The organism is Emticicia aquatilis (genome assembly GCF_014644295.1).
Classification (GTDB): domain Bacteria; phylum Bacteroidota; class Bacteroidia; order Cytophagales; family Spirosomataceae; genus Emticicia; species Emticicia aquatilis.
Window position 1 is genome coordinate 133,659 of record NZ_BMKK01000004.1, and the last position, 21,611, is coordinate 155,269.

At 35.6% G+C, this 21,611-nt stretch carries 21 protein-coding genes; 3 read left to right on the forward strand and 18 right to left on the reverse strand.

Going from position 1 to position 21,611, the window contains the following annotated elements; translation table 11 throughout:
- Position 1: 1 nt before the first annotated feature.
- The 3 genes from guaA to IEX65_RS10685 form a co-directional block, all read right to left on the reverse strand.
- On the reverse strand, positions 2 to 1,531 hold the full coding sequence (gene guaA / locus IEX65_RS10675) for a glutamine-hydrolyzing GMP synthase (protein ID WP_188766049.1): 1,530 nt from the start codon (positions 1,529 to 1,531) through the stop codon (positions 2 to 4).
- A 183-nt stretch (positions 1,532 to 1,714) separates the two neighbouring features.
- The gene (locus IEX65_RS10680) at positions 1,715 to 3,178 is read right to left on the reverse strand and encodes an MBOAT family O-acyltransferase (protein WP_188766050.1); all 1,464 of its coding nucleotides are present in this window, start codon (positions 3,176 to 3,178) and stop codon (positions 1,715 to 1,717) included.
- 53 nt (positions 3,179 to 3,231) lie between these two features.
- Positions 3,232 to 4,185 carry a hypothetical protein gene (locus tag IEX65_RS10685; protein ID WP_188766051.1) on the reverse strand — a complete coding sequence of 318 codons (954 nt, stop codon included), beginning with the start codon at positions 4,183 to 4,185 and terminating at the stop codon, positions 3,232 to 3,234.
- A gap of 145 nt (positions 4,186 to 4,330) precedes the next feature.
- Here IEX65_RS10685 and IEX65_RS10690 point away from each other — a divergent pair, with 145 nt between their 5' ends.
- Positions 4,331 to 5,551, forward strand: coding sequence for an ABC transporter permease (locus IEX65_RS10690; protein WP_188766052.1), 1,221 nt, complete (start codon positions 4,331 to 4,333; stop codon positions 5,549 to 5,551).
- 264 nt (positions 5,552 to 5,815) lie between these two features.
- Here the strand turns inward: IEX65_RS10690 and IEX65_RS10695 are convergent, their stop codons facing one another.
- The 7 genes from IEX65_RS10695 to rbfA form a co-directional block, all read right to left on the reverse strand.
- Positions 5,816 to 7,018 carry a nucleoside permease gene (locus tag IEX65_RS10695; RefSeq protein ID WP_188766053.1) on the reverse strand — a complete coding sequence of 401 codons (1,203 nt, stop codon included), beginning with the start codon at positions 7,016 to 7,018 and terminating at the stop codon, positions 5,816 to 5,818.
- A 40-nt stretch (positions 7,019 to 7,058) separates the two neighbouring features.
- Positions 7,059 to 8,048, reverse strand: coding sequence for a Gfo/Idh/MocA family protein (locus IEX65_RS10700; protein ID WP_188766054.1), 990 nt, complete (start codon positions 8,046 to 8,048; stop codon positions 7,059 to 7,061).
- 13 nt (positions 8,049 to 8,061) lie between these two features.
- The gene (locus IEX65_RS10705; protein ID WP_188766055.1) at positions 8,062 to 9,084 is read right to left on the reverse strand and encodes a radical SAM/SPASM domain-containing protein; all 1,023 of its coding nucleotides are present in this window, start codon (positions 9,082 to 9,084) and stop codon (positions 8,062 to 8,064) included.
- Positions 9,085 to 9,135: 51 nt separating this feature from the next.
- Positions 9,136 to 11,634 carry a M1 family aminopeptidase gene (locus IEX65_RS10710; RefSeq protein ID WP_188766442.1) on the reverse strand — a complete coding sequence of 833 codons (2,499 nt, stop codon included), beginning with the start codon at positions 11,632 to 11,634 and terminating at the stop codon, positions 9,136 to 9,138.
- Between the two features lie 37 nt (positions 11,635 to 11,671).
- Positions 11,672 to 12,799, reverse strand: a complete 1,128-nt coding sequence (locus IEX65_RS10715) for a hypothetical protein (RefSeq protein ID WP_188766056.1) — start codon at positions 12,797 to 12,799, stop codon at positions 11,672 to 11,674.
- Between the two features lie 103 nt (positions 12,800 to 12,902).
- Positions 12,903 to 14,021 carry an ABC transporter permease gene (locus IEX65_RS10720; RefSeq protein WP_229250629.1) on the reverse strand — a complete coding sequence of 373 codons (1,119 nt, stop codon included), beginning with the start codon at positions 14,019 to 14,021 and terminating at the stop codon, positions 12,903 to 12,905.
- Positions 14,022 to 14,146: 125 nt separating this feature from the next.
- Entirely contained in the window at positions 14,147 to 14,521 is a 375-nt protein-coding gene (gene rbfA / locus IEX65_RS10725; RefSeq protein WP_188766058.1) for a 30S ribosome-binding factor RbfA, read from the reverse strand.
- A 290-nt stretch (positions 14,522 to 14,811) separates the two neighbouring features.
- Between rbfA and IEX65_RS10730 the strand changes: the two genes are divergently transcribed.
- Positions 14,812 to 16,140: a hypothetical protein gene (locus tag IEX65_RS10730; RefSeq protein ID WP_229250631.1), complete on the forward strand. Its 1,329-nt coding sequence runs from the start codon at positions 14,812 to 14,814 to the stop codon at positions 16,138 to 16,140.
- A 39-nt stretch (positions 16,141 to 16,179) separates the two neighbouring features.
- Here the strand turns inward: IEX65_RS10730 and rpiB are convergent, their stop codons facing one another.
- Positions 16,180 to 16,608 (reverse strand): ribose 5-phosphate isomerase B, encoded by a 429-nt coding sequence (gene rpiB, locus IEX65_RS10735; protein ID WP_188766060.1) that lies wholly within the window; start codon positions 16,606 to 16,608, stop codon positions 16,180 to 16,182.
- A gap of 232 nt (positions 16,609 to 16,840) precedes the next feature.
- On the opposite strand from rpiB, the gene IEX65_RS10740 reads away from it, so the two are divergent.
- Positions 16,841 to 17,569: an LOG family protein gene (locus IEX65_RS10740; RefSeq protein WP_188766061.1), complete on the forward strand. Its 729-nt coding sequence runs from the start codon at positions 16,841 to 16,843 to the stop codon at positions 17,567 to 17,569.
- Positions 17,570 to 17,653: 84 nt separating this feature from the next.
- Here IEX65_RS10740 and IEX65_RS10745 read toward each other — a convergent pair whose 3' ends face one another.
- The 7 genes from IEX65_RS10745 to IEX65_RS10775 all read right to left on the reverse strand — a co-directional run bounded on the left by IEX65_RS10745 (position 17,654) and on the right by IEX65_RS10775 (position 21,567).
- Positions 17,654 to 18,079 (reverse strand): BrxA/BrxB family bacilliredoxin, encoded by a 426-nt coding sequence (locus IEX65_RS10745; RefSeq protein WP_188766062.1) that lies wholly within the window; start codon positions 18,077 to 18,079, stop codon positions 17,654 to 17,656.
- Between the two features lie 125 nt (positions 18,080 to 18,204).
- On the reverse strand, positions 18,205 to 18,516 hold the full coding sequence (locus IEX65_RS10750; RefSeq protein ID WP_188766063.1) for an iron-sulfur cluster assembly protein: 312 nt from the start codon (positions 18,514 to 18,516) through the stop codon (positions 18,205 to 18,207).
- Between the two features lie 20 nt (positions 18,517 to 18,536).
- The gene (locus tag IEX65_RS10755; RefSeq protein WP_188766064.1) at positions 18,537 to 18,956 is read right to left on the reverse strand and encodes a SufE family protein; all 420 of its coding nucleotides are present in this window, start codon (positions 18,954 to 18,956) and stop codon (positions 18,537 to 18,539) included.
- Positions 18,957 to 18,971: 15 nt separating this feature from the next.
- Positions 18,972 to 19,259, reverse strand: a complete 288-nt coding sequence (locus tag IEX65_RS10760; protein ID WP_188766065.1) for a type II toxin-antitoxin system RelE/ParE family toxin — start codon at positions 19,257 to 19,259, stop codon at positions 18,972 to 18,974.
- Positions 19,241 to 19,429 (reverse strand): hypothetical protein, encoded by a 189-nt coding sequence (locus tag IEX65_RS10765; RefSeq protein ID WP_188766066.1) that lies wholly within the window; start codon positions 19,427 to 19,429, stop codon positions 19,241 to 19,243. Before IEX65_RS10765 ends, IEX65_RS10760 begins: the two co-directional genes overlap by 19 nt.
- 12 nt (positions 19,430 to 19,441) lie before the next feature.
- Positions 19,442 to 20,665, reverse strand: coding sequence for a cysteine desulfurase (locus tag IEX65_RS10770; protein ID WP_188766067.1), 1,224 nt, complete (start codon positions 20,663 to 20,665; stop codon positions 19,442 to 19,444).
- Positions 20,666 to 20,796: 131 nt separating this feature from the next.
- Positions 20,797 to 21,567, reverse strand: a complete 771-nt coding sequence (locus tag IEX65_RS10775; RefSeq protein WP_188766068.1) for an O-methyltransferase — start codon at positions 21,565 to 21,567, stop codon at positions 20,797 to 20,799.
- Positions 21,568 to 21,611 lie beyond the last annotated feature (44 nt).

Below are 21,611 nucleotides of genomic sequence, written 5' to 3' on the forward strand. Positions count from 1 at the left end.
CTTATTCCCATTCAATTGTTGCTGGAGGCTTCGAGCTAATATCATATACAACTCTATTTACTCCTTTCACTTTATTGATGATTTCATTAGAAACATCTGCTAAAAACTCGTAAGGTAAATGAGCCCAGTCGGCTGTCATACCATCAACACTTGTAACGGCACGTAAAGCTACAACTCTTTCATATGTACGCTCATCGCCCATTACTCCTACGCTTTGCACTGGTAAAAGCATCGAGCCTGCTTGCCAAACTTTATCGTATAAACCGCTGTTTTTCAAACCGTTAATAAAGATTGCATCAACCTCTTGTAGGATTTGTACTTTCTCAGGCGTTACATCGCCTAAGATTCTAATTCCTAAACCTGGCCCAGGGAACGGATGGCGTCCTAAGATATTTTGAGGAATGTTTAGAGCTTTACCTACTTCACGTACTCCATCTTTGAATAATAAACGAAGCGGCTCAACTACTTGCAATTTCATAAAATCAGGTAAACCACCAACATTATGATGCGATTTGATGGTAACAGAAGGCCCTTTTACTGACACTGACTCAATGACATCAGGGTAGATTGTACCTTGACCGAGCCATTTTGCTCCTTCTACTTTGTGTGATTCTGCATCAAAAACATCAATAAACGTTTTACCAATAGCCTTACGTTTTGCTTCTGGGTCGGTTAAACCTTTCAGTGCATCATAAAATCTATCTTTGGCATCAACGCCTACAACATTTAAACCTAAGCCTTTATATGACTCTAAAACCTCCTCAAACTCGCCTTTGCGAAGCAATCCGTTATCAACAAAAATACAATATAAGTTTTTACCAATTGCATGATGAATCAAGGTAGCGGCGACTGAAGAATCTACTCCGCCCGAAAGCCCCATGATTACTTTATCATCACCCAGTTTTTCTTTCAATTCTTGAATAGTAACTTCGGCAAATGAATCAGGAGTCCAACTTTGCGAACATTCACAAATATCTACCACAAAGTTTTTGATAATAGTTTTTCCCAAAACTGTATGTGTAACTTCTGGGTGAAACTGAATACCATAAACTGGTTTTTCCTTGATTTTAAAAGCGGCAACTTTTACCGTATCAGTCGAAGCAATAATATCAGCGTTTGATGGCGGAGCAGCGATGGTATCACTGTGCGACATCCAAACTTGTGTATCGTCAGCCACGTCTTTGAAAAGAGCATAACGATTATTAACTTTATTCAGAATCGTGCGGCCATACTCTCTGATTGAAGAAGGAGCTACTTCTCCTCCACCCATTTGAGCCATCATCTGAGCACCATAGCAAACACCAAGAACTGGCAATGTTTTGGCAATTTCTTGCCAATCAACTATTGGAGCATCTTCGTCTCTTACTGAACATGGACTTCCTGAAAGAATTACACCTTTAATATCGGCTGTAATCGGCGGAATTTTATTGAAAGGGTGTATTTCACAATACACATTTAGTTCTCGTACTCGGCGTGCAATCAGTTGCGTAAACTGTGAGCCAAAATCAAGAATAAGGATTTGTTCGGTCATGGTAACATTTCTAAAATACAAAATTAGAAGAAAATGCTATTGAGTGCAAGAAAAGTATTGTTTCTGATGAATTAACGGCAATACAAGAAAAACATAACTCCTTGATTATCAGGACAATTACAACATTCAGTTTCTTAGCAAATATCTCAAAGTATTTTCTTAAACTCTCTATTTATCAGATATTTAGAACTGGAAATAGATAAATTTGGCAGGTTGGTCAAAAATCCCTAAGATAAAAAATGCCATTATGAATAAGTAATAAAGTGTCCAACGTAAAGCAGTTGGATAGTTAGATACAATCTGACGGATACTTTTATCTCGTTGAATATAATGAATAATCTCCATAAAAATTATCAAGCCAACAGCAATCAAAAATTCAACCATCGTAAATTCAAGAAATACGTTTTTGGCAATATAATTATAGGTTAAAAACTCTTTTGTCGAAGGTAAATTAGAGAATAAATGAGTTACTAAATGCCAACATTGACTTTGTTCGAGGTAATTTCCTCTAAAGAATATCCAAGCAAAAGCCACTAAACAAAATGTTGTAAAAGCCTGAACGGTTTTTAATATAAAGGGAACTTTTTCAAGACCAGTAATTTTATTGAAATAGGCTCTTGGTTTTTGAGTAATTCGGGCAAAAATGAGATAAAATCCGTGTAAAGCTCCCCAAATAATAAAATTCCAATTGGCACCATGCCAAAGACCACTAACTGCAAATACAAAAAATTGATTGAAGTTTTGACGAGTTTTACTTACTCGATTTCCACCCAAAGGAATATATAGATAATCTCTAAACCAAGTAGAAAGCGAAATATGCCAACGACGCCAAAATTCCGATATGCTTTTTGAAAAATACGGTCGGTCAAAGTTTTTCATAAGCTTGAAACCCATCACTTCGGCACTACCGAGTGCAATATCAGAGTAGCCAGAAAAATCACAATAAATTTGAAAAGTAAAAAATATCGTAGCTATAATAATTGGAACACCTTCATATTGAGTGGGTGTATCATAAACTTTATCAACGAACAAAGTTAGTCGGTCGGCAATTACAACTTTCTTGAATAATCCCCAAGCCATTAGCTTCAATCCACTCGTAACTCTCTGATAATCAAAACTTTTCTTTTCATAAAACTGATGCAATACATTTTGCGGGCGTTCGATTGGTCCAGCCACTAATTGTGGATAGAACATCACATATAGAGCATATAATCCAAAATGCTTTTCGGCTTTTTGATTTCCACGATAGACCTCAATTGTGTAACTCATGGCTTGAAAAGTATGAAACGATAAGCCAATTGGAAGGATAAAATCTAATAATTTATAGTGGGCAATATTGGCCTGAGCCAATGCAAAAATGGCGAAGTTGGTATATTTGAAAAATGCCAAAACACCAATATTTGCTACCAAACTCAAGATTAAAAACCACTTTCGCTGCTTTCCAACAGCATTTTCTATCCAGATACCGGCATAATAATCAACAACAATCGTAAAACCCAATATCAGCAGGTATTCGGGTTTGAAAACCATGTAAAAAACACAACTTGCAGCCAACAACCACCACCATCTATGCTTATGCACAAGCAAAAAATAGACAATCGTAACGATTGGAAAAAACAATAAGAATTCTATCGAATTGAAAAGCATAAATTAATTTTTGTAGTACAGGCACTAACCTGTCATTAGACATCTTCGGTAGGTTATTGACCTGCCTTACTTAATAACTGAATGATTTTTTGAGTACGAATTTCTCCACCTTTTTGGGTTAAATGATAAGCCATATCGTGATACAGAGTATCCGAGAACACAAAATCTTCGGGAGTTCCCAAAATCGGAAATTTGGCATAATCATTATATTCCTTCACATATTTATCAATGATTTTTTTATCTAAATCATAATTGGCCTTTGAGTAAGTCGGGTAAACAAAATATACATTCACACCTTTAGCTTTCATCGCAGAATAAAAATCATTCATATCGGCGATGGCATCTTTCAGACTTACCTTGTCACTTAAAATAGCTCTTGGAATTTCTTTAAATCTTGGATTATTATAATGACTTATTAAATCGCCATACTGATTAGTTGCTCCTCTGAAAAAAATGTGCGTTGTATCTGCAATATCATAAGTAATCTGCTCATTCTTTATTAAGCGTTCTAAAACTGTTTTGAAGGTATTGATTCGGAGTTGGCTATTTTCTCGAATATCCTCAAAAATGTCATCAAACTCAATCCACTCTTTGGCTTTCGGAAAATATCTTGCCATTAATAATTGTTCACTTTTATTCCCTTCACTTTCAATGATATATTCAAAGCCCATAATCACAGTATCGCCTTTGTGGAGTTCGGGAGAAATTTGTTTGAGCATATATTTCGCACCATAATCATAGTGGATAGCCATATTTACAACAGGCTTTTTCAATGAATCTTCGAGCATTTTGCTATTAATTCCATAAGCGAAATTTGAGCCTGCAATCAGAACAACCTTAGGAGATTTAAGAGATTGAAGTCTTTGAAACTTATCTATAATGATGGCATAATATGAAGTAGCTAAGTCGTGTTTTTTGTAGGGGTCGAAAAGAAAAACCGCCTCGATAGTTCCCCAAGTAAGTATTGATAATAATAAAGCCTTCAATAAAAACTGTTTTATATTCATATTCTTTAAAGTCAGTCCTGATTCGTAAGCGTACTCTTAAAAATCAAGTCAATCAATCAGAGATAGTCAAATAGGCTTATCTCATAAATCTTTTTAATCTTGGTATAAATTGATAGTTTTGTAAAAAATCAGCATCCAAATAAGTATGAATTTACCTCGGTTTATCGCTCAACGCATTCAAAAAACCAACACAACTACTTTTACTTCGACTGTAACCAAAATTGGTGTATCGAGCATAGCCATTGGTTTGGCCGTAATGATTATCTCGTTTAGTATTCTGATTGGTTTCAAACAAACCATCAGAGATAAGCTATTTAGTCTTAGCTCACACATACAAGTGAGCAAAATTACATTGAATCAGTCGTTTGAAGAAACACCGATGATAATAAATACCAAATTTTACCAAAATTACAGAAAAAACCCCGAAATCAGGCACGTTCAAGCAGTAGCAAATAAAGCAGGGCTATTAAAATCTGACGAAGAACATTCAGGAATCGTACTAAAAGGTGTGGGAAGGGATTATGACTGGGCAAATTTCAAAGAAAATTTGATTGAAGGTAGGCCAATAAATTTTAGAGACACTACGTACTCTGATGAAATAATTATCAGTAAGAAAATAGCCAATCAATTAAAAATCAAAATCTCAGATAAAGTTCTTATTTATTTTATTCAAAATCCACCCAGAATTAGACCAGTAAAGGTTGTCGGCATTTATGATACGGGTTTAGAAGAGTTTGATAAAAACTTTATCATTGGCGATTTAGCCTTGGTGCAACGAATGAATGATTGGGATAAAAACACAGCTGGACACTATGAAATATTTTTAAAAAACTTCGACCACCTTGATTTGGCCGCTAAAAATGTTTTTGATGAAATCGACCAAGATATGCAGTTGGTAAAAGTTACCGAGATGTTTCCAGCCATATTTGATTGGCTCGGGCTTATGGATAGAAATATTATTGTGATTATCGCCCTAATTTTACTTGTGGCGAGTTTCAATATGATTTCGGTGCTTTTGGTAATGATGATGGAGCGAACTCCGATGATTGGATTGCTCAAAGCCTTAGGAACTGATAATATAAGAATTAGACAGATATTTGTCTATAATGGCCTTACAATCATCCTTAAAGGCATGATTTACGGAAATATTATTGGGATTGGCTTTTGTTTTTTACAGAAAATATACAAAATCATTCCGCTTGACTCTGAAAGTTATTATATGAGTTATGTACCGATTTCGTTCGATTGGCTGACGATAATTATCCTAAATATTGTTACGGTTTTATTGGTTTTGGCAGTTATAACAATTCCAACATTGGTAGTTTCTCGAATGAAACTCATTGAATCTTTGAAGTTTAAAAGCTGATTGTGGAATAAATAGAACCGTTTTATGCTTTCGCTTCACTTGCAAAAATAAAAAGGGGCTGTCTCAAAAGTTTTCTTCACAAAAGAATATTTGGATAGCATTTGACCTCACCCTCTAAATCTCCCTCTCCTCGCAGGAGAGGGAGACTTTTAGCCCTTCTCCTGTGAGGAGAAGGGTTGGGATGAGGTGATTTGCAGAATATTATTTGGTTGATTTTACTTTTAAGACAGCCTCTTTTTGTAGGCAGAAAATTAGTTTATAAAATTATGCTTCTGCTCTTGTATTATCTTTAAAAACTACAATAAATAACAATAATACTACGGCTGAAATGGCAGCAGGAACCATCCAAACGCTTGTCCAATCGTGGGTGCTTACCTCTCCTACTTTAGTAGTATATTTATCTAAAATTTTACCTGATAAAATCGAACCGATACCCATTCCAATGCCATAAGTGGCTAAAGTAATAAGCCCTTGAGCTGAGTTTTTGATTTTTTCACCAGCTTTGTTATCCGTATAGATTTGACCCGTTACAAAAAAGAAATCATAACATACCCCATGTAAAATAATGGCCAAATATAGCATCCATTCCGACGAAATACCATCACCGTAACCAAAGCATACAAATCTGATTATCCATGCAATTAAACCAACAATGAGCATTTTCTTAATACCAAACTTGCTCAATGCAAATGGAATCAAGAGCATAAAGCCAACCTCTGAAACTTGTCCAAGCGACATTTTATTTTCAACATTTGTCATGTTAGACTCCGTCAGAGATAAATTGGCGTGAGCATAATAAAACGACAATGGAATACACACCAAAATCGAACAAATGAAGAATACCAAAAACGAACGGTCTTTGAATAAGACAAACGCATCTGTACCCAAAATCTGGCCAAATGAAGTAGCTTTTGTGGCCTTTGGTGGTGTATTGGGCAATGTAAACGCAAAAATCGCCCATGCAACTGATGTAAACATAGCTATTTGGAAGATTGTAACTTTATCGCCTACGCCATAAAAACCAATGATATTTGTAATTACAATCCAAGCGATTGTACCCATTACACGAATAGAAGGAAATTCTTTTTCTGGGTTTTCCATCTGATTCATGGCTATCGAACTTGATAAAGCCAAGTTCGGAGCAAATGTGAGTGTATAAGCTAAAATATACCAGAAAAATGTGTCAGGGTCTTGGTTTTGAATCAAGAAATAAAGAATAACAGCACCTAAAATATTGAGTACACCCATTACTTTTTGAGCAGAAAAGAAACGGTCAGCTACCATTCCCATAAAAAATGGAGCTACAATCGAAGCTATCGAAAAAGTAGCATAAGCACTACCGATTTGGTCGCCTGTTGCATGAAGCGTAGTAAAAAGATATTTTCCCATTTGCCCGTACCAAGCACCCCAAGTGGAGAACATGAGAAACATCATTACCATTAATTTAATTCTCGTAATAAGTGTCATAAGTTTTAGAGTTGTTTAAAATTATTGTAAATTTCTATTATTAGTTTATCGGATTACAAATTTGTTCCATCACCCAATTGGTGCGGGCAGCTGATTCACCGTGGCTTGGGTTAATGCCTTTACCATTCAATTCATTAATTATGGTTTGAATAAAAGGTTTCTGAATATTAGGCGAAATATCAAATTCGTATCTGATTGGAGCTTCTCCTTCAACTTCAAGCGTAACCGAATGGTCGCCAAAACAAGGAAAAGAAATTTGACCTTTACTTCCCACTATTATAGTAGTTTCTTTCTGGCTCACTTTATTGGCGGCAAAACTCCAAATTCCAGAACCAATTATGCCATTTTCAAAAACAAAGTTTCCTACAACTAAATCATCGCCAGCATAACTATTTGTTTGATTGGCAGTATAACCATTGGCTTTTTTGATAGGGCCAAAAAGAAAATCAAGAGCATCCAATTGATGACAAGCCAAATCATAGAAGTATCCACCACCCGAAACATCAGGATTAACTCGCCAATTATTCGAGTTTTGGTCTTTGACATCCAATGGTTTCTGAACAAAAATATTCACAAAACGCACATCGCCAATGGCTTTGCTATCTAATAACTCTTTTATTTTCAAGAAATTTGGTAATGACCGACGATAATATGCCACAAATAGAGGAACGTTGGCGGCCTTACACGCTTCAATCATTTCCAGACATTCTTTATAAGTACGAGCCATTGGCTTTTCGACATACACTACTTTGCCAGCCTCGGCTACACGTTTGACGTATTCGGCATGAGAACTTGGAGGTGTAGCAATATAAACTGCATCAATATCGGGGTCATTGATTAGGTCATCGGCATTTGAATACCATTTTTCTACACCATGTCTTTGAGCAAAGTCTTTGGCCAGTTCAGCCGAACGTCTCATAACAGCAACCAATTCAGAACCTTCAATTTTCTGAAATGCTGGGCCACTTTTTACTTCACAGACATCACCAACACCAATAATACCCCATTTGATAGACTTCGTACGTTTCATGATTTATTCAATATTAACCCCATATTTTAGTGCCTTCTGTGCAGTTTTTACACATTTCAATTTCTGCACGAGCATTGGTGAGCGACTTTCTAAATTGTTGATAAGGTTCACTTTGCCAAACTTCCTTGAATGTTTTTTGCTTCAAATCTCCCATTCTATACTCGGCATCTTTATCGAAACAACATGGCACTACAAGGCCATCCCAGGTTATTACGCACGAATGCCACATTTTCCAGCAGTGGTCGAGTAATTTATTTTTTATTTTATATGTTCCGTTACTTTGCTGCTCATATCGAGCATATTTATCAATCGTTGGAATCAACGAAGAGCCATTTTCATAATCATAAATTTGTGCTGTTTTAAAAGCAACTTCATCAACACCTAATTCTTTTGCCATTTTTTTGACATCCTCAAGCTGGTGTTCATTAGGCTTTACCACCAAAAATTGAAATATGATGTGTGGTGTCTTTGATTTTAATTCTCGTTTCCAATGTACAATCTTCTTAGTACCTTCTATCACTTTATTCAAGTTTCCGCCTACTCTGTATTGCTCATAAACCTCTTGTGTTGTGCCATCTATCGAGATTATCATTCGGTCTAAACCAGACTCTATGGTTTGTTTGGCCGAAATATCGGTCAAATAATGAGCATTTGTCGATGTAGCCGTATAAATTTTCTTATTTGAAGCATATTTCACCAAATCTAAAAATTTTGGATGCAAGTATGGTTCTCCTTGAAAATAAAAAATCAAATATAGTAGTGTATCGGAGAGTTCGTCAATGGTTTGTTTAAAAAGTTTTTCTGGAAGCATACCCGTTGGGCGGGTAAAACTTCGCAAACCACTTGGGCATTCGGGACAACGTAGGTTACAAGAAGTTGTTGGTTCAATCGAAATCGCAACGGGTAAGCCTCGATGAATCGTACGACCAGTAAGTTTTGATTCAAGATAACTACCTACATTTTTCGAGGCATTCCAAGCACGAGGCCAAGTAACCTTTGAAAAAAAATTGATACCATCTCGAAGATTTCTATTCATTTGGAAAGAGGAAAAAACACTATTGACTATCGACTATTGACCGTGGATTTTTCAAATATCCCTAAATTGCTTATATATTTTTTGTAAGCGTTCATCTTTTTCTGAAGCAATAATTTCTTTCATCAGAGCTTTTACTTCTTTGTGTTCATTTATCAAACTGAGGGTCTGCATTCCTGCAAACCTAACATACCATTGGGTGTCGTTTTTGGCGATTTGTTCCAACAATGGCAGGCATTTCAATTGGATTTCAGGAGACGATTTTACAATATAAGTACCAAAAATACCTAAAACTTGGTATAAATCATTACCTTTCATTTGTTTGAGATGATTTAAAAACCAATCAAAACGAAGTGGAGAAGCTTCTTCGGCAAAATAATTAGCCACAGCGGCAAAAATACTCGGATTAGTAGAAGTATCAAACTTCAAGACCAACTCAACTGCATCAGAAGGCTTACTGGCCAACAAAGCCTCAATGGCAGCCGCTTGGACTGTATAAGAAGAATCAGAAAGAGCATCACGGAAAAGTTTATCATTTTGAGAATTCTGAAAACCTTTCATGGCCAAAATAGCATCAGCACGTACATACGAGCGTTCATCGTGTATCACTCTATATTGCAGGGCTTTTTCTACTTCCAAAAATTCTTCACCATCATAATCGAATAATTTTTGAACCGCAAACTGTCTTACTCTCCAAAACTTATCTTTGGTAGCATCAATCAATAATTGTCTGATTTTCTTTTCGGCTGGTGGATAATAAAAAGTGGTATCGTCTTCTGGAATATAAGTTAATGTTTCGAGTACATTCAGTTTAGTGGCGATTCCCTCAGCATTATAAAATTGGTAAATGAGTTCATCTTGCGATTTTTGATGCTCAATTTTACCAACCAAAATATTATCGGGGTCAAGCAAAACCATTTTGGGGGTGGATTTAACATTTAATTCAAAACTCTGCTGTGCTTTATCCAAGACTATTTCTTGTGTAAGTTGCTCATTATCAAACTTTATCAACACTTTCAATGGCAATCTATAAACAGGCGTATATGTAGTATCTTGTGTTTGCTTGATATTTAGCTTTAATTTTCCACCATTATAGTCATGCGAAACTTGCAAAACTGGGTGGCCAGCTTTCAAGAACCACTGGTCGAAAAACCAATGTAAATCTTGGCCTGTTACTTGCTCAAAAACTAATCTTAAATCTTCAACTTCGGCCGTTTTATAAGCATATTGCGTGAGATACTGTTTGAGTGCTTCAAAAAAAGCCTCGTCTCCTACTGTATTTCTAAGTAAATGTAAAATTCGTCCGCCCTTTGCATAAGAATGCGAATCGAACATATCTTCTTTATCGAAATATCTAAAGCGAATCAATGGCTCTTGTTTTTCCTTTGATTCATCTAAATATTGATTGAGGGCAATGTAAGCCACTAAATCGCCTTCTTCTTTACCATATTTATGAGTTGTCCATAAATATTCAGAATAATTGGCGAAGGCTTCGTTGAGTGGAAGATTCGACCAAGACTCACAAGTTACTAAATCACCAAACCAGTGGTGAAACAATTCGTGAGCAATTACGCCATCGTCATTATCATCTACTAATTGATGATTATCTTTTTGGATATAATCGCCATGTATAGTTGCAGTAGTATTTTCCATTGCTCCTGACACATAATCTCTTACAGCAATCTGAGAATACTTCTCCCATTGGTACTTAACACCGAGTATTTTCTCGAAATAACGAATCATTTCGGGAGTTCGGCCGTAAATATTCAGTGCGTATTTCTCAAATTTAGGTTCGATATAATAACTTACTTCAAAATCCTTAAAAGTTGGGTCAACAACTTTTTTAAAATCTCCTACTGCAATCATTGATAAATACGGAGCAGTTGGTTTGGTTTGCTTCCAATAATCAGTACGAGTACCATCAGAATTTTGTTTAGAAGAAATAAGTTTACCATTTGAAAGTGTAATAAACTTAGCATCAACAGTCAGAAAAATCTCTTGTGTCATTTTCTGATTGGGCGAATCTATCGTTGGAAACCAACACGAATTCGCTTCGGTTTCGCCTTGTGTCCAAATTTGTTGAGGCTTATCGGGTTCATTACCAAGTGGGTTGATAAAATATAAACCTTTATCAGCAGTAATGGCATCACTTCCGCCAACTGGAAGTTCGTTTGGCTTAGCAACATAGGTAATTTGGATACTAATGGTATCTTTTCGGGTATATATTTGCCCTAAATCAATTTTTAAAATACTCCTGTCATAGTTATACTTCAAGGCTTTTCCTTTTGATGTAACTTCCTGTATATCAAACCCTTTTGCATCAAAACTAATACTTGATTGAGGATAAAAGTGTGGCTTGAAAGTTATGATTGCCTTGCCATATAGGAATTGTTTCTGCCAATCAGGTTTAATTTCGAGTTTGGTATGTATTAAATCATGTTCTTTCGTTCGAGAAGGATTATATGCTCCCTGCGAAGGCATTATCACGGGATTTTCTTGAGAAAAGACACCGTAACTTATGAATAAAGTAAATATGACCGAAAGAAATTTCATCGACAACTGACAAATCAAGTTTTAATGGCTATAAATATTATTTTCTTCTACGCTGATAATTTCCAGCAGCTTTTACAGGTTTACGAAAATCATTAAAATAATGCTCTTTTACTCTTCTCAAAGCAAAACCATCATCAAAAGCCTCTACTGTATAATCTCGCTTGAACTTAAAATCATCTAAACTGGCATATCCACCCTTGATTGTCAGCGTAAAAATATTATTCTCTGAATCAAACTCCCACGAAGTTTCATCGGTATCAATATCTAAAAAATCTACGCCTGCACAAAACTTAACCTTTGGGTCGCTTTCATAATCATATTCAATCTTCCCTTCATTGGCCAGCGATAAAACTAAATTATTGATTGTCAATTTAGACTCATGGTAAGGTGTCAGGTAAATATCACCTCGCTCGATTTTATTTCTCACCAAAATCCAACGACTGCTTTTATCAAATAAGGTTTTAAATTGCTCCAAATAATTAATTTTAACTGGCGGAGCAATCACAACGGGTTGAGTTTTTACTTCTTCAATAAGCTCTTTCTTGGTTACAGTAACATTTACAACCATTGAATCCCTTCTCGAAACCTCAACATTATTCTGAACAACTTTTGTAGAATCTACCAAAGGTACTTTTGCTATAACTACCGATTTCTTTTCAGTTATAATTGGTTTTACAGGCGTGGGTTTTCTTACAGGTTGTGACATTGTAACTGATTTTCTTTTTAAATCTTCAAAGAAAACTTCATTTGTTTTCATCAGAATAAAGCCGTCAGTCACTTCATCAATTTTATATTCTCGCTTAAACTTAAAATCATCAAAAGTTGTGTATCCGGCCTGAATAACTAACGAAAGTGTTTTAGATAAGGTATCAAAAGTCCAAGAACTTTCAGCGGTATTGATATCGAGATATTTTATATTAGGGTTTCCGTCAGTTTTAGAGTTTGTCTCATAGTCATATACAATTTTACCATTTTCGGCAAAAGATAAAACCAGTGTATTCAGCCTAACTTTAGATTTTTTATAGGAAGTCAAGTAAATCTCGTTTCTTTCTATTTTATTATTCACCAAAATCCAGCGATTAGAGGCATCTAACAAGGGAATGTTCTGTGCGGCAGTTTGAAAAACAATCAGTAATAATACAGCAATTTTTAAAAGTTTATTCATCTTGGGTTATTCAAAATACGCCTAAAGCGAATCGTTCTCAATAGGAATTTAATTTTATGGGGTTTTAACTTCGGTAAGGTTTAAAGCCTTACATAAGTTGGTCTTAGTTTTTGGCAGCACGCTTTGCGGGCAGATACGATGCCAAGAGTGTAATAACAATTATCGAAATGGCAGTTAATATAAAATCGCTTAATTGCATTTTTACAGGGTAAGCATCAATGATAGAACTCTCCATTCCCATCTTTATAATTCCAAAACGCTCTTGTAGAAAGCAGATAATTCCACCTAAAACAAGACCGACAATAGCTCCAATAAAAGAAACTAATGCCCCTTCGGAGAAGAAAATACGTTTTATTAAGCCAGCATCGGCACCCATAGCAAATAGAGTTTTCAAATCTTGCTGTTTATCAATCACCAACATAGTTAATGAAAAGAAAATATTGAAAGAGGCAATACCAATAATAAACAACAATGCTATGAAAATAAACAGTTTTTCGATTTTAATAGCTCTGAACAACGAAGCATTTTGCTCATCTTGATTTTGAACCAAGAAATCTTGTCCCAAAATACTCTTTACGGCCTCTTGTACCTTAGCAATATCAGCATTTGGTTTTGCTTGAACCTCGATTGCACTACGTTTATTACCATATTCGGTTAATTGTTGGGCAACTTCGAGTGGCACATACACAAAATCGTCATGAAATTGTTCTAAAGAGTAAACTCCCGAAATATTCAAAATCTGACGATTGATATTATCATCTGGATTTAAAGAAATTGATTTTCGATTGCGAGGATACCAAATTTCGATTGGTTCAATGACATTTTGTAAGGATATATTCAATGCTCCATATACGTTCCCGCCAATAAAAGCATAATCAACGCTATCTTTTTTCAGTACGAAATTTCCCTCAACCAATGATTTTTTCAAAACGCTATGTGCTTGAAAAGTATCATCAACACCTTTTAAGGTTACGACCATTTGGGAGTTTTCATACTTCACCAAAGCGTTATCTTGAATAACTTCGGTTACGTACCATACATCATTCAAAGCCTTTATTTGGTCAATCTTGGCTTTATCTAACACAAAACTTTTTCCATTTTTAGGAGAAACCCTTATGTCAGGGTCAAAAGATTTAAAGATTTTTCGATTCAAATCTTCCAATCCATTAAATACCGACAAAACAATCACCAAAGCCATAGTTCCGATGCCAATTCCGAGCATCGAAATAATAGAAATAAAATTGATAAAGCTTTTTTTCTTTTTTGAAAAAAAATACTTCTTGGCGATTAGAAATGAAAGATTCACAAACTAAGCTTATATAACGTTGGATTTTTGAATAGCTACTATTACTCTTCGCCCTCGGCTGGTGCTGGCGGAATCACGATTCCTGCAAAAAGAGCGTCCATTTTCTGAGCATATTCGGCCGTATCGTCGATATAGAACTGTAAATTTGGAACAATTCTTAATTGATGACGCACTCGTTCTCCCAAAAGATTTCTTATAACTTTTGTATTTTCTCTTACAATCTGCAATACACCTTCTCTATCTTTTGCCAACAAAAAACTCAAATAAACTCTTGCTATCGCTAAATCTGGCGTAGTTTTTACATCCGTAATCGTAACAAACGCACCATCAAATAATTGTTTCAAATCTCTCTGAAAAATCTCTCCTAAATCTTTTTGTATCTGCTTTGCTACTTGTCTTTGTCTTTTCGATTCCATCATTTCCTAATTTTGATTGACTGAATGATAGAATGAGTGAATAAGAAATATGAACTATTTTAAGAAATTCATTCTAACATTCAATCATTGTGGCATTCAACCATTAATTTTATGCAAATATCCGCAAATTTTCGGGTTAAATAAAGTAAAGTTTCTCACATCAGTTACTTTTTTCATAACTTTGTGCTGTAAACTAATCATTCAAGGCCTTGTTAACATTTTTTAGGTTAAACTCCCTATTTCACATTTTTTCACTGCTTTTGCTGGTCGTGATTATTAAATTGCCTTTTATGGGGCAAAAGTTACCCCTACTTATCCCCGAACTTGAGTGGATGCTGGTAGGAGAAAAAATCCACGAAGGACGCTTTTTATACCGAGAAGTATGGACCAACGTTGGTCCATTGGCATCATTTGTTTATTGGGCCATTGATGTTTCGTTTGGGCGTTCGCAACTTGTTTATGAGTTCATAGCTATTCTAATAACTTACTTTCAGGCATTATATTTTACGTTTGTTTGTAACACTCGCCAAACTTATCTCGAAAAAAACTACGCTCCTGGTCTCATTTATGTACTTTTAATGAGCCTTTCGTTCGATATGAGTAAATTATCGCCAGTTTTACTCTCAACAACATTTTTGCTTTTTGCATTCAATAAACTTGTAAAACAAATGGAACGCCGTGAAGGGGTTTCGGATGAGGTATTTGAAGTTGGTTTGTATATTGGTATTGCTTCATTGTTTCATCAGCCAACTATGGTTTTCATTTTTTGGAGCATAGCAAGTTTAGTATTCTTCACCAATGCCAATATTCGCCAACACTTCTTGGCAATTTTAGGTTTTGGTTTACCACTATTTTTGGCGGGGCTTTACTTTTATTTCTATGATTCGCTCGATGAATTTAAATACAACTGGTTCAACGGCATTTTCAAAATCAAGCAATATAGTTTAGAAGACTTTAAGAGTGCATTTATTGCCATTACAGTTCCCTCTGCATTGGCTGTATTTGGCTTTTTGAGGCAGACACAGGTAAGTAGATATAACAGTTATCAGCAGCGTACACAGCAAATTATGCTCATTTGGGGAATTGCGTCACTTTTGGCCTTATTCTTATCTCCCAACGTTGCTCCGATGCAGTTTATAATTTTTGTACCATTTTTTGCGTATTTTATTACAGGTTTTTTCTTCCACCTTCGTGGTGCGTTTTTACCCGAATTACTGTTTACAATCTTATTTTTATTTATTGTTTTTGTACAATATCAAGGAGTTACTCCTTTTATTGGAAAAGGATTTGAGCAATTGACAGATATGCGTGTGAAGCCAAAAGAGCTTCCAGAGTTAATGAAAGGCCAGAAAATGTTGGTAATTGGTGAGCGAATTGATGAATATACTTATGGAAAGTCGGCCACTTGTTATCTCAACTGGGAGCTTTCTAAAATTGACTTAGAAAACCCTGACAACTACGAAAGCATCATCAATATCTTTGATAATTTCAAGAAAGACCCTCCAACAATTATCATTGACAAGCAGAATGTTATACCGAAGATATTTAAGAGAATTCCTGCTTTAGCGTCTGACTATCAGACCAGTAAAATTCAAGGAATTTATCAGAGAAAGTATTAAGAGAAAAGAGCTATGAACCGAAATTCATAGCTCTTTTTATTAGCAAGCTATTTTATCTGCTCGTCGAGCGTGACGGCCGCCTTCAAACTCTGTTTTCAAGAAGGTTTTTACACATTCAAGTGCTAATTCTACATCAATAAATCGTGCAGGAAGGCATATAACATTAGCGTTATTGTGCTGACGAATCAACTCTGCTACTTCGAGGTTCCAAACTAAACCAGCCCTAATTCCTTTATGATGATTGGCAGTCATACAAACACCATTTCCGCTGCCACAAATCAAGATTCCGAACTCATATTGGCCGCTTTCAACCGAACTGGCCAACTGATGTGCAGTATCTGGATAATCTACCGCTTCGGGTGTATAAGGGCCATAATCTGCCGTCTCGAAATTTTGTTCTTGAAGCCAACGAAGTATGACTTTTTTGTACTCAAAACCAGCGTGGTCGCCTGCTATTGCTACTTTCATAGTATTTTATTCCCCTACTCTTGATTAAAAAATATACTAAGAACTTTTCTTTTTGGGGATGAATTAGCCAAGAAAAATTCATTTTATTCTATTTTAAACTTTTTTTTACAAATATACGTTTTCATTATCCAATTCTTTTCAAAAAATTTAAGAAGAATTGTTTTATTCGACCAAATAAAAATTTACCTTCAAAAACAAAAAAACTATTTCGTACGACAAACAAAATTTAATTATGGCAGAAAAAGAAATTATATTAAATGAAGAAGAATTAATTCGTGAGGCATTTGTAGAAAAAGGATGGAATGAAATTCAGAGCCAAGACTCGTGGCAAATATTAAAAACCGTAGCAGAATTTGTGGATGGATTTGACCGTTTGGCAAAAATCGGCCCTTGTGTAACAATCTACGGTTCGGCACGTACTAAACCCGACCATAAATATTATTTACTTTCAGAAGAAATTGCAGCTAAATTAGTAGCTAAAGGATACGGGGTTATCACGGGCGGTGGTCCAGGGGTGATGGAAGCAGGAAACAAAGGTGCAGCAGAAAACGGTGGAAAATCGGTAGGTCTGAACATTAAATTGCCATTTGAGCAAGTTCCAAACAGATTCGTTGACCCTGATAAAAGTATCAACTTCGATTATTTCTTTGCACGTAAAGTATGTTTCATGAAATATTCGCAAGGGTTTGTAATCATGCCAGGAGGCTTTGGAACACTCGATGAACTTTTTGAAGCACTTACATTAATTCAGACAAAGAAAATTGCAAGATTCCCAATCGTAATGGTTGGAACCGAATACTGGCAAGGACTTATTGAGTGGATAAAACAAACAATGTGTGAGAAAGAAAAGAATATCAACCCGGAAGATTTGAATCTAATTAAATTGGTTGATACAGCAGATGATGCAGTAAAGGTAATTAACGAATTCTACGGTAAATACTTATTGAAACCAAACTTCTAATTTTAGTTCTGAATGCTGAGTTCTGAATTCTGAGTTAAATTTGTGTCGAAAACTCAGAACTCAGAACTCTTCACTCTGAACTAATTACGCTTCTTCGCCTACGATTTCTTCCAATGCAGCCGATAGGTGCATGGCAATCATTTCAGCCGAACGTCCTTCGATATGGTGTCTTTCGATAAAGTGAGCTACTTCTCCATCTTTGAAAATCGCAATTGCTGGCGATGATGGAGGGAAAGGAATATAAGTACGCATTTGTTGTACAGCATCAGTATCAACACCCGCAAAAACAGTAACAAGCGAATCAGGTTTTGCTTCAGTTCTTTGAAGAGCCAATTTTACTCCTGGACGGCAAGTACCTGCAGCACAACCACATACCGAATTGATAACAACCAATGAAGTACCTTTCTGATTGGCGATAAAATTATCTACGTCTGACGCAGAAAGTAATTCTTGAAAGCCTGCGTTTACTAAGTCGGCTTTCATAGGTGCAACTAAATGAGGAGGATACATAAATTTAGCCGCCCCCCCGCCCCTAAAGGGGAGCTTTTATTTGATGGTTATAAAATGTCATAGGGCAATATTGACATTTTTTTAATAATTATAATCTACTTAATGCTTTAATACAGCCATAAGGTTTACATAAACCCAAGTTCGAGCTTGGCTACTTCCGACATCATATCGGTTGCGTAAGGTGGGTCGAACGTCAATTCTACACTTACATCGCTCACTTCTTCAATTTCACGAATCTTTTGTTCAATTTCTACAGGAATTGATTCGGCCGAAGGGCAAGACGGAGAAGTGAGTGTCATTAAAACATAAACATTATTTACTGGAAAAATCTTTATGTCATAAATCAAGCCCAGTTCATAAACATCAACGGGAATCTCGGGGTCATAAACCTGCTTAATTGCTTCTATTACTTTATCTTTTAATTCTTGCTCGGTCATTTTATTTATTTTATATAGAATTAATCATTAGCCTGATATGCAATACCGTAGGCTTTCATCTGCTTTACCATTGAAGCGAGTCCATTGGAGCGAGTCTGTGCCAAATGGCTTGCTAAACCTACTTTTTCGATAAAATACAAATCGGCGTTTGCAATTTCTTCAGGTGTATGATTAGTCATCACTTTAACAAGCATACTCACCAAACCTTTCACTATAATTGCTTCACTATCAGCCTCAAAATGTATTTTGCCATCTTGCTTGTAGGCATGAAGCCATACTATTGATTGGCAACCTTTGATGATATTATCTTCAGTTTTAAACTCATCTGAAAGCTTAGGTAGTTTTTTACCTAAATCAATGATGTACTCGTATTTTCCTTCCCAATCATCGAAGAGTTCAAATTCTTCAATGATTTCATCTTGTATTTCGTTTATGGTCATATTTTTATCTAAACTTCAGAAACTCAGCGACTTGGCACTATGTCTTATGCCAATAATTACAACGATAGTCTTACTAACAACATAAAATACTCTATACTTACCAACTGAAATTTCTCTAAAATTTCTAAGACTACCAATTTCGGGTACTATACGCCCCATATTCGGAAAAGACTCTAAAAGTTTAACTTTTTTAAAAAATTCTTTTTCCCAAAAGTCAGCATAGGATGGGCTGTCGTCGTAAAGATTGGAATAAACATCTAAAAAGTCTTCTTGAGCTTCCTCACTTATCTCGACTGTCGCCATGCTTCAAATTCTTTCTTAAACTGGTCAACTGGAATAGTCTTGCCTTCTTTAATCTGTTGAATTCCTTTATTATACTTATCAATGATTAAAAGACGCTCAATAACTTCTTCTCTTTCAAACTCTTCTGGTAAATCGTCAATAGATTCCAATAACTGTGCTTTGGTAATCATATCAATATTAGTTTAAAGTACCATTTTCTTAACCTTATGAATGCCAGCAATCAATTTGTCAATTTCTTGCTTTGTGTTATAAACAGCAAATGAGGCTCTTGAAGTTCCGGGAAGTCCTAAACGGTTCATCAATGGTTGTGTACAATGATGTCCCGTGCGAACTGCAATTCCTTGCTGGTCGAGGATAACGCCCACATCTTGCGGGTGTACGCCATCTAAAACAAACGAAACAACCGAAACTTTTTCCTTTGCTTGTCCGACAATGCTCAAGCCTGAAATATCAGAAAGTTGTTCGGTGGCATATTTCAGAAGTTCATCTTCGTAAGCAGCTATGTTTTCTTTTCCTAAATCATTGATATAATCTATGGCAAACTTTACTGCCACAACATCAGCAATATTTGGTGTACCAGCTTCAAATTTATATGGCAACTCGTTATAAGTAGTTTTCTCAAACGTTACCTCTTTTATCATTTCACCACCTCCACGATACGGCGGCATGGCATTTAAAACATCTGATTTTCCATAAAGAACACCCATACCAGTTGGCCCGAATAGCTTATGTGCTGAGAAAGCGTAAAAATCAGCATCTAATGCTTGCACATCAATTGTAATATGAGAAGATGCTTGAGCTCCATCAATCAAAACCTTTGCTCCTACTGCGTGAGCTTTATCAATGATAAATTTCACATCATTGATTGTTCCCAAAGCATTGGAGACGTGAACAACCGAAACAAACTTGGTTTTCTCCGAAAGCATTTTTTCATATTCTTCCAAAATCAAATCGCCTTTATCATCAATCGGAATTACTCTTAGCACGCAACCTTTTTCTGCACAAAGCATTTGCCACGGCACAATGTTAGAGTGATGTTCTAATGTCGAAATAATTATCTCATCTCCTTCTTTCAAAAACTTACGGCCGTATGTTTGAGCAACTAAATTGATACCATCAGTTGTTCCGTACGTAAAAATAATCTCTTCTTTATGGGCTGCATTCAGAAACTTCTGAATTGTTGTGCGTGAGTCTTCAAAAGCAGAAGTTGCTTTTTCGGCCAAAAAGTGAATACCTCGATGAATATTAGCATTATAATGACCATAATAGTTTGCCAAAGCATCCAAAACAATCGAAGGTTTTTGAGTTGTTGCTGCATTATCAAAATAAACTAAATCACGGCCATTTACTTTTTCATCGAGAATCGGAAAATCTTTACGAATTTTATTAATATCTAATATTGACATATTGTTTTAGTCGATTTCTCAATCGCTTAATTTACATTTTTATTTCTTCAACTTCAGCGATTCTGGAGAATCGCCCCACATTACGACAACAAGCCAGAATAGTTTTTAGTTTGGAATAATTCTAAATTAAATCAAAATTTTAAAACGAAATGTTGCTTTGGCTGTTTCTTCCTAAAAAAAACGATTCCTACCCAAAACAAATCAATGCTCACTCGAACCGAATCATGATTTTGAATCGTGGTCCAAGCCTGTTTCATTTCTTCTGACCAATAAATATCATCAAAAATAAAACAACTATCTTCGTTGACCTTGCTCAAGCACTGTTCAAAATAACGAATCGTTGGCTCATAACGGTGATTGGCATCGAAAAAAACAAAATCTAATTTTTGAATCTTTTGTAATTCTTTCGGCAAAGTTTCATCAATATTTCCCTGTATAATTTCAATATTATTTAAAGAAAGTTTATCGAAAGTTTCTTGGGCAATTTTGGCTGTTTCTTCACATCCTTCAAAGCTTTTCAAGCTTGTTTCTTGATTTGTCTTTCCTAAATAGGCGGTCGTTAAACCAAGGGAGGTACCTAAATCTAAGATGCTTGAATACTGATAATACTTGATTATTCGGAAAAAGAGTTGAGCTAAACTTGGCTTTTTGAGTGATTTACTTGCAATATCGCTGACCGTACGCTGAATGCTCTTATTTGTCTTTGCTCCTGCTCCAAAATCGTTGATATTAATGATACGATTATCACTCAACAAATTTCCCCTCAAAGTTTCAATCTCTGTATATTCTTTGTACAAAGTTTTATCTTTGAGAATTTTAGTGTAAAAGTCAAAAACAAAAGGAGAATGCAGCGAATGCTCATCTTTTGCCTTCAACAAATATTTAATATAATCAAGAATCATGGTGCAAAAATAGCAAAAAAGCACGACAGATTGCCGTGCTTTTT